Annotated in this window: 13 protein-coding genes and 1 pseudogene; 8 read left to right on the forward strand and 6 right to left on the reverse strand. The window is 38.5% G+C overall.

Annotated elements, in window-relative coordinates; all coding sequences use genetic code 11:
* Positions 1-50: 50 nt before the first annotated feature.
* A complete protein-coding gene (locus XEN7305_RS25985; protein WP_006512542.1) occupies positions 51-1,166 on the reverse strand; it encodes a phosphotransferase enzyme family protein in 1,116 nt (371 codons plus the stop codon).
* 27 nt (positions 1,167-1,193) lie between these two features.
* On the opposite strand from XEN7305_RS25985, the gene XEN7305_RS25990 reads away from it, so the two are divergent.
* The 4 genes from XEN7305_RS25990 to XEN7305_RS27975 all read left to right on the forward strand — a co-directional run bounded on the left by XEN7305_RS25990 (position 1,194) and on the right by XEN7305_RS27975 (position 4,417).
* Positions 1,194-1,946, forward strand: coding sequence for a DUF6816 family protein (locus tag XEN7305_RS25990; protein ID WP_006512543.1), 753 nt, complete (start codon positions 1,194-1,196; stop codon positions 1,944-1,946).
* Between the two features lie 77 nt (positions 1,947-2,023).
* Positions 2,024-3,742, forward strand: coding sequence for an ATP-binding protein (locus XEN7305_RS25995; RefSeq protein ID WP_006512544.1), 1,719 nt, complete (start codon positions 2,024-2,026; stop codon positions 3,740-3,742).
* 125 nt (positions 3,743-3,867) lie between these two features.
* Entirely contained in the window at positions 3,868-4,113 is a 246-nt protein-coding gene (locus XEN7305_RS26000) for a DUF2283 domain-containing protein (RefSeq protein ID WP_006512545.1), read from the forward strand.
* 55 nt (positions 4,114-4,168) lie between these two features.
* On the forward strand, positions 4,169-4,417 hold the full coding sequence (locus XEN7305_RS27975) for a type II toxin-antitoxin system PemK/MazF family toxin (protein WP_006512546.1): 249 nt from the start codon (positions 4,169-4,171) through the stop codon (positions 4,415-4,417).
* A gap of 31 nt (positions 4,418-4,448) precedes the next feature.
* Here the strand turns inward: XEN7305_RS27975 and XEN7305_RS26010 are convergent, their stop codons facing one another.
* Entirely contained in the window at positions 4,449-5,081 is a 633-nt protein-coding gene (locus tag XEN7305_RS26010) for an acyloxyacyl hydrolase (RefSeq protein WP_238569049.1), read from the reverse strand.
* 70 nt (positions 5,082-5,151) lie between these two features.
* Between XEN7305_RS26010 and XEN7305_RS27165 the strand changes: the two genes are divergently transcribed.
* Positions 5,152-6,927: a glycosyltransferase family 39 protein gene (locus XEN7305_RS27165; RefSeq protein WP_006512548.1), complete on the forward strand. Its 1,776-nt coding sequence runs from the start codon at positions 5,152-5,154 to the stop codon at positions 6,925-6,927.
* 161 nt (positions 6,928-7,088) lie between these two features.
* The gene (locus tag XEN7305_RS26020) at positions 7,089-8,321 is read left to right on the forward strand and encodes a glycosyltransferase (RefSeq protein ID WP_006512549.1); all 1,233 of its coding nucleotides are present in this window, start codon (positions 7,089-7,091) and stop codon (positions 8,319-8,321) included.
* Between the two features lie 182 nt (positions 8,322-8,503).
* Here XEN7305_RS26020 and XEN7305_RS26025 read toward each other — a convergent pair whose 3' ends face one another.
* Both XEN7305_RS26025 and XEN7305_RS26030 read right to left on the reverse strand, forming a co-directional pair.
* Complete coding sequence (locus tag XEN7305_RS26025; RefSeq protein WP_006512550.1) at positions 8,504-9,469, reverse strand: glycosyltransferase family 2 protein; 966 nt, start codon at positions 9,467-9,469, stop codon at positions 8,504-8,506.
* A gap of 298 nt (positions 9,470-9,767) precedes the next feature.
* The gene (locus XEN7305_RS26030) at positions 9,768-10,520 is read right to left on the reverse strand and encodes a hypothetical protein (protein ID WP_006512551.1); all 753 of its coding nucleotides are present in this window, start codon (positions 10,518-10,520) and stop codon (positions 9,768-9,770) included.
* Positions 10,521-10,907: 387 nt separating this feature from the next.
* On the opposite strand from XEN7305_RS26030, the gene XEN7305_RS26035 reads away from it, so the two are divergent.
* Together XEN7305_RS26035 and XEN7305_RS26040 are read left to right on the forward strand one after the other, a co-directional pair.
* The gene (locus XEN7305_RS26035) at positions 10,908-11,531 is read left to right on the forward strand and encodes a tetratricopeptide repeat protein (protein ID WP_006512552.1); all 624 of its coding nucleotides are present in this window, start codon (positions 10,908-10,910) and stop codon (positions 11,529-11,531) included.
* On the forward strand, positions 11,528-12,259 hold the full coding sequence (locus XEN7305_RS26040) for an ATP-binding cassette domain-containing protein (protein ID WP_006512553.1): 732 nt from the start codon (positions 11,528-11,530) through the stop codon (positions 12,257-12,259). The genes XEN7305_RS26035 and XEN7305_RS26040 overlap by 4 nt, the downstream gene beginning before the upstream one ends.
* Before the next feature lie 60 nt (positions 12,260-12,319).
* Here the strand turns inward: XEN7305_RS26040 and XEN7305_RS26045 are convergent, their stop codons facing one another.
* Positions 12,320-12,670, reverse strand: a complete 351-nt coding sequence (locus XEN7305_RS26045) for a hypothetical protein (protein ID WP_006512554.1) — start codon at positions 12,668-12,670, stop codon at positions 12,320-12,322.
* Positions 12,671-12,932: 262 nt separating this feature from the next.
* Positions 12,933-13,067, reverse strand: a pseudogene (locus XEN7305_RS30460) (DUF790 family protein); the annotation flags it as partial.
* Between the last annotated feature and the right edge of the window lie 4 nt (positions 13,068-13,071).

Here is a 13,071-nt window from a genome sequence, read left to right on the forward strand (position 1 = left end):
AGTCTACCTTACTATTTCTATTAATATTGAATCGGCTCTTTCTAGTGTACTCAATAGCGAGCAATTATTTGCCGCAGTAACTTTTCTTGAGATTCGATGCTGGTTGTGAGCTGAAACTGCACCAAGGCTCTCATAAGGTTATGTTCTGGGTAGTTGACTTTAAAGTAAATATTACCTGCTAGATAGTCGGTAAAAAATCTTAATCCCAATTCAAAAGTAATTAAGGCGATCGCATCGTAGATATAGGCATAATCTTGAGGAGTTAAAAATTCTTGGGCAATTTTAAAATAGCCTTCTAAAATAGCCTCGGCTAGTTCTAGATCGAAAGTAACCTTTTGCCATTGGCTGGTTTCTTCTCCCAAAAGATTGCAACCCGATCGCAGACAATCTCCAATATCGTAATGAACCAAACCTGGTTTAACTGTGTCGAGATCGATCATAGCGATCGCCTTACCGCGCTCGCGATCAAACATAATATTATTAACCTTGGGATCTCCGTGAATCGTGCGCAGTTGCAGAATACCTTCGGCCTTAGCATTTTCTAGAACATTAGCCCAGTCAGCGCGATCGTGAATAAATTTCCGACAATAATCACTTTCCGAAGAAGAAGGCATAATGGTTTGAGAGAGAACCTGCTCGTAGTTTTGCAAATAGTTTGGCGTGATATGAAAACCCTCTAAGGTGTCGGCCAATTTAGTTACGGGAAGATCGCTCACCAAAGCATGAAATTTACCCAAGCCATAACCAACTTCTTGGGCTTGCTCAGAATTCGTAATAACATCAAAACATTGAGAATTACCGATAAAACTTATCACCCGCCAAAAATTACCAGCCTCGCAAATATAGTGATCCGCACCAGCTTGCGATCGCAGAATTTTCGGAAATTCCCAACGGCGATGATTATTTAAAGCTTGCTCGAAAGCTTGCCCTTGTAATTTTTGCTCAATATGCTCACCGAGAATACCCATATTGGCCATGACCAATGCTGGTTGCCGAAACACCTTCGTGTTGATGCGTTGTAAAATAAACGCCTGATCATCATTTAAGTTGACAAGATAGGTATGATTGATATTTCCCTGGCCATATTCGCGAATTTTGGCGACTTGACCCGGAAATTGAAAGTTTTCGGCAATGGCAACCAGAGTATTGTCTAGGGTATTAATCATTTATTCTACCTGGTGTGAATGAATTTTATGCGCAAACAAATAACTAAAACAATCTTAATTCTGATAATTTTCTTGAGTGGCATCAATCCTGTCTATTCAGCAGAGTATAATTTGCCATCTTGGTATCATCAACCAATTGTAGAAGAAGCGAAAGGAGATTTATATTATCCCGATTGGATGGCAGGCACTTGGGAAGTTACGAATATTTTGGAAACCCAAGTTGCCCCTTTAGCTCCCGAGATTGTTTCCCCTGGGTTTGCCGATAATCAAAAATACATCGATGAACCGATTATCTTTCCGGTCAGATTTGGGCAGGAATATTATGTTCCTCAATCAAGATGGTTCCTAATTCCCTTAATTAAAACAGAAAACCCCGTAGTAGCCGATCGCACTTTTAATGGCAAAAGCATTGCCCAAGCCTATTTAGGTGCTGATAGCGTTTTTCGAGTTGCCGTAGATCCCAAAGATCCTAATAAACAAATAACCCTACTCCAAGGTGGCATCAAATCTATTTCTCAAGTGACAAAACGAGCTACAGAGAGACCAGCACGCGATCGCTTTGTGACCACAGAGGTCACCCAACAACTATTTAAATCTCCGAATAAAATATATCTCAACGAAGTAGAAACCACTTCCGATTATCATTTAATAGATCCTCAAAACATCGAAGCAACCCAAGTCACAGCTATTTATCTTTCACCTCAAGATCCCGATTATTTCACAGCAGGCGATCGCCCTGTAGCCATTTATCGTTATCATCTAGATCTATCAAAGCTCTAAGCTGTAAGCTGTTGGATCTCAAATAGTTGTGTTAGCTTACCTATTACTTATTACTCATTACTCATTATTTATTACTTATGAGTTCAGAAATCCCTCTCGGTTCGGTCATTCAAGGATCTTTAAGCAAAGGATTGGAAGTTAGACTACATCCTGATGTTTCCGTCGAGGATATGCGAGTCGGGAAGTTTCTGGTGGTTCAAGGGGTGAGATCTCGTTTTTTCTGTCTTTTAACTGATGTGGCATTGGGAACATCCAGCGATCGTATTTTAGCCAATCCCCCCGCGATCGAAGACACATTTTTACGGGATGTTTTGGCAGGAAGTGGTACCTTTGGCACTATTGAACTAGCTCCCATGTTGATGTTTACGCCGACCAATACAGAAAGCGAGCGCGCAGAAAGTTTCAGTTTCGATGAAGTAAATAATAAATTAGCCTCTTTAGGCATGGCTGAGGGGACAGAATTAGAATTGTTGCCAGTCAAAACTATTCCTGCTCATTTCAGTCAGGTTTACGAAGCGACAGAAAGGGATTTTCGTTCTGTTTTTGGTTGGGAAGATGATCCCCATCGCCGCAATTTTTCCATTGGGCAACCACTAGATATGGATGTCCCAATTTGTATTGATCTAGATCGTTTTGTCGAAAGAAGTAACGGTATTTTTGGCAAGTCGGGAACCGGTAAATCATTTCTCACTCGTTTGCTGATTTCAGGCATTATTCGCAAAGAAGCTGCGGTCAATCTGATGTTTGACATGCATTCGGAATATGGTTGGGAAGCAATGAAGGAAGGGAAGCAAGTCAGTACAGTCAAAGGCTTGCGGCAATTATTTCCAGGACAAGTAGAAATCTATACTTTAGACCCTGAATCGACTAAACGTCGGGGTGTTAGAGATGCACAAGAAATGTATCTGAGCTATGAACAAATTGAAATTGAAGATCTCAAACTTGTAGCTAAAGAATTGGGTCTTTCTGATGCGGCGGTGGATAATGCGAATATTCTCTTCAATGAATATGGTAAGGCTTGGATTACTCGTCTACTCAACATGACCAATGAAGATATCAAGATGTTTTGTGAGGAAAAGCAAGGGCATCCTGGATCGATTATGTCACTGCAACGCAAGTTAATGCGGTTCGATAATTTGAAATATATTCGGACTGCTTGCCCCCATAATTATATTGACCATATTTTGCAATGTCTTGATGCAGGGAAACATGTAATTATCGAGTTTGGTTCCCAATCAAATATGCTTTCTTATATGTTGGCAACTAATATGATTACTCGACGGATTCATTCTAGTTATGTCAAAAAAGCAGATCGTTTTTTACAGTCGAAAAATCCTTTGGATCGTCCTCGTCAGTTGGTAATTACCATCGAGGAAGCCCATCGTTTTCTCGATTCTAGTATTGTGCATCAAACGATTTTTGGGACGATCGCGAGGGAAATGCGGAAGTATTTTGTAACTTTGTTGGTGGTGGATCAACGTCCTTCAGGAATTGATAATGAAGTGATGTCGCAGGTGGGAACTAGGGTAACTTGTTTGCTGAATGATGAAAAAGATATTGATGCGATCTTTACTGGAGTTTCGGGGGCACAAGGTCTGCGATCGGTTCTGGCAAAGTTGGATTCTAAACAACAAGCTTTGTTATTGGGTCATGCAGTGCCAATGCCAGTGGTGGTGAGAACTCGGGCTTATGATGCGCAATTTTATAGTGAGTTGGGTTGTAATGATTGGGAAAATACGGAAGATGAGGCGGTGTTTGCTGCTGCGGAATTAGCTAAAGCTGATCTAGGGTTTTAGGTGTTGCACATAAAAACAAAACTGCTTACCCCAATCCAGAGACCACAAACCGTACTTCAGAAAAACAATTAGGTTGTAGCTAGAAATAAGCAACAATTCCTTGATCGTTCGATGAGGGGCAAAATATGAAAATAGAATATGACAAAATGGCTGATGCTATTTATTTTAAGATACTCAATACTCAGATCTTAGAATCTGAAGAAGTTTCTCCTGTCATAATTTATGACTATGATAAGGATGATAATATTGTCGGGGTAGAAGTTTTGTCTCTGAACAAAAGAACTCCAGAGGAGACCAAAGGTATTGCTTTTCCACTTTCCGAAGAGGAAAAGGCCAAATTTAGAGAGTTTTTAATTAATGCTTTTACTTAGTTTGATCTATCCAAATTGCAACTAGATCTAACGAGAAAATATTGAATGGCAAAAAATGTCTATTGACAGTAGTTGTAGCGTCTTAAGTTGCAGTGTCTTAAACAGATGGCAAGAGCGATTTAGAAATAGAGACTGGATGGTTCAGCTAGAAGCAACTACCGAGAATGCTTTAGCCAAAAGATCAGCAGCAGATACTTTTCAAATACGCTCGATCGCTAAACAACGATTAGTCCGTAAATTAGGAACTCTTTCTCAAAAAGAAATGAAAAATATAATCGATGCTTTACACACTATCCTTAACTAGAATTGTTGATCTATCCGGATTTTAGCTAAATCTAACGGGAAAAATTCAACCCAACATAACCCAGAATGCTGTCTCGTCCAGGATTATTCTCAAACAAATCGGCATGGGAAATATGATGCCAGCGCAAGCCCAACATCAGCCTTTTTTGATCTGCTAGCCCAATAGTCGCACCACCACCAACTTGAGGCGTAAAATTGAAACTCGCCGCATCCGTGGGCACATCATTCGTTGTCCCCAAAATTCCTGCCCCTCCGTCAAGATAAAGAGACCAATTTTGCTGACGAACAAAATGCCATCGCATTATTAAATTCAAATTTAACCCCAAAGCATCATCCCCAGGTTGATTGAAATAGATACTATTCAACTCCAAGTTCACACTATGGCCATTGATAAAAAACTGAGAAAGTCCCGCTCCCACCAACCCAAAGCGACGCGGATCAGATTCATTATCGTCTAGGGTCGTGGCAAAAGCTCCTTGGAAATACCAGCGTTTTTCTCCCCTTTTGCCAAAGGTCGGTGGCTCGTCTTGCTCCAATTCAGTGGTAGTGTGTTCGGGTTGCTGCTCAGGATTTGCTTGGGCTGCCTGTGGCGATCGCAGCAAGATCAAGAACATAGTGCAAAAAAGTAGCATGCCATGATATATATTATTTCTGTTAGCTAGCATTGTAATTTTATTGTGGCTGGGATTTACTACACTGAATCGAGAATTCCCACATTAGCCTATGTGAGCATAAATGTCGCTGAAAAACTATCCCAAACTGTTCTCGAACACCCGAATTATTTTGCTAGTAATTATTTTATTATTAGGGATTTTTTTCCGTTTTGCTAATTTGGGAGCCAAAATTTTCTGGGTAGATGAGGTCGCCACCGCAGTCAGAGTTTCAGGTTATACCATCCCAGAAGTTACTAATAATTTACAGCAACAGGATATTCTCGAAGCGAATGCCTTACGCAATTACCAAATAATATCTCCCGACAAAACATTTTCTGATAGTTTTAATGCTTTAACCAAAAGTCCTGAACATGCCCCACTATATTTTATCCTGACCAGATTTTGGATGCAGTTGTGGGGTAGTTCAATTAGTAATATGAGGAGTCTCTCAGTTTGTTTAAGCTTGCTAGTTTTCCCTTGTTTATATTGGTTATGCCAAGAATTATTCAACAAACCTTTAGTTAGTTGGCTTGCGGTAATGTTGATGAGTGTGTCTCCTTTTTATGTCGCCTATGCTCAAGAAGCACGTCCCTATAGTCTTTGGACAATCACAATTTTATTGATGGGAGCAAGTTTTTTAAGAGCGATCAGACTTAATACTTGGCAATCTTGGCTGTTATATAGTTTTAGTTTGATATTAGGATTTTATACTTCTTTATTCTCTATTTATATTGCATTTTTTCAGGGTCTTTATCTGGTAATTATTACTGCTCCGAAACAGATCAAAATCATTAGGAATTATTTAGGATCTGGCGCGATCGCGTTACTAGCTTTTAGTCCTTGGATAGCTATAATTATCAATTACTTAGGTTTATTTCATGACAATACTAGTTGGATGAGAGGGAATTTTAATATCTTTGATATTGTTGCGGTCTTGATTGGTACTAACCTATTAACATTTGGCGATTTACCAATTTCCCAGGATTCTAATCCTATTCAACTAGCAATTGTTTTAATTTTGATTGTGACTTCGTTTCTGGTTATTACTTTGTCCTCTGACCTGCGGCATTTCTTGATGCAAAACAAACGATTAATAATATTCTTTTTATTATTTATTATTCCGGTCGTTATTATTTTGTTTGCTAACTATATTTATCTGGATTGGGTAACTATAATTGGGGCTTTAGTCGCTTTATGTATTCTCAGCTTATCTGGTTATGCCTTATATTTTTTGGTCGTTAATACTTCTCGCGATCGCTGGTTATTTCTTCTGACTTTAAGTGTTTCTGTGCCCATATCTTTGATTGTGACTGATATTATCAATCAAGGACAAAGTTCAACGGCTCCTAGATATTTAATTCCTCTCCAACTGGGGATTCAAATAGCAGTGGCATATTGTTTAGCAAGTAATTTGACTTTTAATAAGCTTACAGCGATCGCCAGACAAAATTTCTGGAAACTAACTACTATGATGTTTCTAACTTTAGGAGTCTTTTCCTGCGTGAGAAATTTGACTATATCGCCGTTTTATCAGAAGGGTAGAAATATTAATAACCCTGCGATCGCACAGATAATTAATCAATATAATTCAGCTTTAGTGCTTGTGGAACCGAATAATGCCATGGATGTTTTATCTTTAGCCTATTCATTGTCTCCCAAAACTAAATTTAAGGTCATTAACTCCGAAGATAATTTGATGGAATATATCAATATTTTTGAAGGTATTTTTATTGTCAAGGCTTCTGCTCAATTGCAAGATAGAATAGCTCAAAATAGTCAGGTTAATTTTGAAAAAGTATATCAGTCTCATTTATTCAGCTTGGATGAAATCCCCCTAGATCTTTGGCTTTTACATTGACCATTGACTAATACTGCTTGTTTAGGGGAATAGGGATTTAGGGAACTAGGGAAGTCTAGCTATTATTATTCCCCAAACCCCTAAAACCCCAAATCCCAACTCGTTAGGTTTGTAAATTCAATCTTTATTGGATCATTGACTATTAATCAGTTTAGATTTTTATGAAAATAGCAATAATATGTTCTAGTTTTTTTCCTGTAATTGATGGTGTAACGATCGCAGTATTTAATAGATTGCAGCAGCTAAGTCTTCTAGGACATCAAGTACAGATTTTTTGTCCAGACTATAGTGTGATTAGTCATATTTATCCGAACTGGCAAGATTATATAGGGGAAGTTTTCCCTGGTGTTCAAGTTATTAATCTTCCTAGCACTGCATCGATTGGTCTAGATTTTGAGCGAGATGTCACGAGTAAATCCTATAATATTGTTGTAAATGAGCTAGAGAAATTTCAACCCGATATTATTCATGTAGATGAAGCAGAACGGTTAGGTATTTGTTTTTTCAAACTGACTGGAGTTAAATTTGCTAAACAACATAATATTCCCTGTGTTGCTTGGTTTCATACTAATTATCTTGACTATTTTGATGATTATTTTAATTTACCTTTGGGAATTAATAAGCTCATAAAAAGTACACTGAGCCTGATTTTTGCCAGAATCTATAACTCCTATGACTTAACTTTAGTTTCTAGTTCTGTCACCGCAAAAAAATTATCCGAGATAGGTATTAAGAATTTATGTTGTGCTGAACTTTTAGGTTGCGATTTAAGTCGGTTTACGAATCAAGAAAAAACTCCTAACTTTTTCAGTGAAAAATATAAGTTATCTAACAACATAGAATCCAAAATCAAACTAATCTTTCTCGGACGCCTGACCCCAGATAAAGGCTGGGACTTTGCCCTCAGATCTTTGACTAATTTACCATCAGAAGTTTTGGAGCAAATTGCTATTATCATTGCGGGAGATGGCCCCATGAAGGAGCAAATTGAAGAAAGCTTAAAGCAAATCACGACTAATGTTTATCTGTTGGGAAGAATAGCTCCTGAATCTGTTCCTGCACTAATAACTAATAGCGATATTTTTGTGACGACTTCGGAGAAAGAAACTAGAGGTTTAACGATTATTGAAGCGGCGGCAGCAGGAATTCCTGCGATCGCACCTGCTACTGGAGGAGTAATTGACACGATTCAAGATGGTCAAACAGGTTTTTTGTATGAACCACAAAGTGAAAAAGATTTTTTAGAGAAATTGACTTTGTTGATTTGCGATCGCGATTTGCGTCGGTTGATGGGAGCGAACGCTCAAGAAATAGCCAAGCAATGGAGTTGGCAACAAACTGTTGATAATTTGGTGGAAATTTGGTCACAAGAAATTGTCGAGAACAATAGATGATTCTGTTGAGTCTTGACTCAAAAGTTTGTTGACTTGTCCTGGACTGTCCAAGACAGATGACTAGGACAAATCGCAATGTCGTTCGATTAAGCCCCCAGCCACCAAATGTGGGGGAGCCAAACGAGTAAACAGTGAATCACTTGACTACTTTGTTAACATTACTATTAGCGTTACTTTGATTGCTATCCGTTCAAATCATTGCGGCGCATTTTTAGTTGAATATCTTCGAGTAACTTACGATTAACAGACATCAAATCAGCCACTAAACCGAGAATCCATAACTGAAAGCCAATTAATATCAAAACTGCTGCTAATATTAAACTAGGAACCCGAGGTTTTGCAGGATTATCACCAAAAATCTCCCAAAATAAAAATAACCAGCGCAGACAAAGCAACATCCCTGCGCTAAACGGCACAGTCCCCAACATCATAAAAAATTGCAGGGGACGATAGGTCATAAATATCCGAATAATCGTAATAATCGATCGCTGGATATATGCCGGGATGCTTTTGACCAGACGTGAAGGACGTAGATAGCCATTGGTGCGAATCGGGACATAGGTAATTGCCATGCCCCTTTGGCCTGCTTGAATAATCGTCTCTAAAGTATAGGTATATTCATTAAATACATTTAATCTAATAGCTGCCTCACGGCTGATCGCCCGAAATCCACTGGGCGCGTCGGGAATATCTGTGTTGCTGGCAATTCTCACCACCCAACTGCCCAACTTTTGCAGAAATTTTTTCACTGGAGAGAAATCTTTAATTTCTTGAATGGGTCTTGCTCCCACCACAATTTCGGCTGTCCCATCGAGAATAGGCTGAATTAGTTTGGGAATGTCATCAGCACAATATTGATTGTCGGCATCGGTATTGACAATAATATCTGCCCCAGCTTTCAGGCAAGCTTCCATTCCTGCCATAAAACCTTTGGCTAATCCTTGGTTTTGTTCAAAATTGACAATATGATCTACCCCCGAGGCTTGGGCAACTTCTACAGTGCGATCGCGACTACCATCATTAATAATTAACCATTCTACTTGGGCAACACCTGGAATCTGACGAGGTAGTTGGGAAAGAGTTAATCCCAAAGTTGCTTCTTCGTTATAACAAGGGATTTGAATGATTAATTTTTTGACCGTCGCCATACTATTTTTTTTGCCCAGAGTTTGCTAGGGGAATTTTACCATTTACTCAATATTCCCCTTGTAATTCAGCCTAATTGCGATGGGGCTTTTTCGTGAGCGAGAGAAAACTATAAATAATAACTACTGTACCGACAATAAAAAAGGCAACTGCTGAACCCAACAGTTACCCTCTATCCAAGGTATGAATCAACAATCGGTTTGTGCATGAACCAAACCATCTAATTACTTCGCTAAAAATCCTTATTTTTATGCATTGCGTAATATTTATTAATAAATCTACCTTTAAGCAACTTCATGGTTAATCTTCTCTTTTAAGGAAAATAGCACAAAGAGGAAGTACGGTTTCATCTTTTAAGATTGCTTGAAGTTCTAATTCTACTTCTGAGGGCATTCCCACTAAAGAGAGTGCCATTTCAAATCCACTTTTATTGGCTTTGGGAATCTCAGGATATTTATTTGTTACTTCTGGACGAGAAAGATTTACAGGAGTTCCTACAATGGCATGTTCTTTATAGGAAATTTGAATCTGAGCCACTGGGGATCTTCTTCCCAATGCCCATCCTTTAATTAGCACAGAACCTGAGTCTATTTTGGTATCAACTTCTGGACTATTCACCCCAAAACCCCAGAGAGTATCAAATTCCTGTTTTGGCAAGCGCTTCTGAATCTCTGCTACTCGAATCGGACTTTGGAGCTGCTCTAACCAATCTTGAGATTTAGACAGATTTTTTTCTGCTTTTTGTAACTGTTTTTTTAGCCGAGCTAATTGCTTTTGTGCTGCTGGCAATTTTTGACGACAATCTTCTGATTCAGAAATTGCTTTTCTCAACTGCTGTTGAGTTTCTCCCAGTTCGACTTGGAATCCCTGGCTAATTTGTAATTGCGCCACCAATTGCTCAACTTTGATCCGCTCTTGTTTTATCTCCCCATGTAATTTTTCGAGAGTCAATTCTTGTTGTTTTAGTTTGGCTTTAGCTAATTCTGCTTGCTTCTGGCTTCTAGATAAAGCCCCATCAGATAACCAGTTAGATAATTTTAATCGCCAACTCAAACTTTTGCTCCTTAGATGCAATCTTTCGTCAAATTTGATTTAATTCTATCCTAGATGGATTTGATTTTCTTGTTGCGCTAAATTCCAGGGAAAGCAAATCAATTTAGATGTATTTTCGTAGCTATATACGTCTAAATATTAAGTTATGTAAAATTTTGCGACAAAACCTCCAGGGGATCACGACATTGCCCATCAACCAAAAAAAATTATGATAGCGTTTCCTCAAATGCACTGCGTGCTTTCTTCGCATTGCAAGTATCAAAAGATACTTTGTTTTTTTAGATTCCCTTGTCTAATAGATACTAGACCCCTTTTTGCTTTCAAGCTCTTTAAAATCTTTTTATCACAGTAACACTTGGTATTTCGATCCCACTTTAATATTAAGCCATGACCAAACATTCCCACGAAGTTTTCAATGGAAATTACAATTCGAAGTTAGGAGACAACTTCTCCCTACAGAAAACAAAAGATTTTGCCGAAGCAGTATCTAATAATTGTCAGACTATTGTTATAGAAAATGCTTCCTCTGTTATAGAAAATGCTTCCTCTTCAAACCACTCTCGGGATAAGAATTTTGACGTGTCAAGGTTTTATGCTCCTGGCAAATCCCCAGGGAGAGCTTCTCTGGCCAATTTTGCGAGGAAAAATTCAGGGTATTGGAGATCTTCTCAGGCCAAAGTGAGTTCTAAGCTGATAGAACCTCGTTCACAGGAAATGCAGCGAGCAACAAACAAGACGATACAGCCTAGAGCTAAGCACTCAGAAACTCAATCTTTGGCTACTGTTTCCGCCGAACATTCTTCTTCATCTGATAGATTAAAGTCGGCTATCAGTCGGTATCGTTATCGAGCCCAATTAAATCCCGATTCGGCAGTTATGCAAACTAATTTGGGAAGACTCTACCATAAAAATCAGCAGTTTCAAGAGGCCATCTCCTGTTATCACAAAGCGATCGCAATAGATGGTGACTACTTGCCAGCTCATCGATATCTTGCGCAAATAGTCAAGTGACAAGCAACCCTCTATTTGAACTGCAAAATGTCGGCCTATCTACTCCCGTTGCCACTAGTTATATATTACGGAACATCTCTTTTAAGGTTTTTTCGAGAGAGAAAATTGCGATCGCTGGGGCTTCTGGCGCAGGTAAAACCTCTCTTCTGAGATTGTGTAATATCCTCCATAGCCCAACCGAGGGGAAAATCAGCTTTTCCCCAACCGAGATTGACCAAGGCTCGATTACTAAACTCCGCCAACAAATAGTTTTAGTACCTCAAGAACCAAAATTATTGGGAATGACAGTTCAAGATGCCCTCATCTATCCCCTAAAGTTGCAACAGTTAACCTCCTCAGAAATTAAACAGCGAATTACTGTTTGGTGCGAAGCTTTAAAAATACCCAAAATCTGGCTAGAACGCCGTGAACTTGAGTTATCGCTTGGACAAAGACAATTAGTAGCGATCGCTCGTGCTTTGGGAATGCAACCGCTGATTTTACTTTTGGATGAGCCGACATCGGCTTTGGATGTAGGAACAAGTGAGCGTCTGTTGTCTGTACTAGATTCTTTGGTTGCCAATCATCAGATGACAATTGTCATGGTGAATCACCAATTGGCATTGAGTGCCAAGTTCGCCGAGCGCATTTTATATTTAGAGAATGGGATTTTGCTCGAAGATACGATTGCAAGCGCCACTAAATGGCGACAATTGCAAGAAAAACTTTTGGAGATGGCGGACAATTAATAACTGATAACTAACGCCTAATATTAATGAACCCCATTTATATTTAACAATTAATTGTAATCAAAGACCAAGCTCACTAAACTTTTGATCAAGAAAAGAATCAAGATTTTTATAATCTTCAATCATTTGCTCATCCAAAAGATTTTTCCGTTTCTCAGATATCGGATCAGGCTGCTCTTTGTCAGTAAGAGATTTAGCCTTTTCTAGCCAAACACTAAAATATAGTTTATGTTCAACTACCATAGACCGTAACATACTGGATTCGTGCTCTTTGGCAAAATTAATAGCTTGCTCTTTAAACTTTTTCGATAATACTTTTTTCTTAATATATGAAATATTTTCAAAGATTATTTCTGAAGCATTTACATTAATATTTTGCCATTTTAGACTCTCAGCAGTAAAAGTAATCATAATAAAAAATTGAATTTATATCCGTTAGCAATCCTTATACTAATAATATTAAATCCACAATATCACTTCTGTTGTAATAAATACTACAAAATTTATAATATTAATACCTAAATTCTCAAGAAATATAAAAAATTTAGTATCAGAACCTATCCCATCAACTTGGAGCTGTTGAATCTACTTTTCTCAATAGGCTCCGCTTCTTGCTGTGACTCATTGCACTTTTGCTATACGTCACGCCCACATTTATGGTCTCTGTGTTCTTTTACTCCAATACTTGTAATACAGATTTAGGTTGTAGTTTATTTTTAAACCAAATAACTCGATTTGGCATATCAGTAAAACTTACTCCCGCTTTTTCTAAATTCAACCTTTCAGAAACTGTTAGATAAAGTCCTGATAAG

The organism is Xenococcus sp. PCC 7305 (genome assembly GCF_000332055.1).
GTDB lineage: Bacteria > Cyanobacteriota > Cyanobacteriia > Cyanobacteriales > Xenococcaceae > Xenococcus.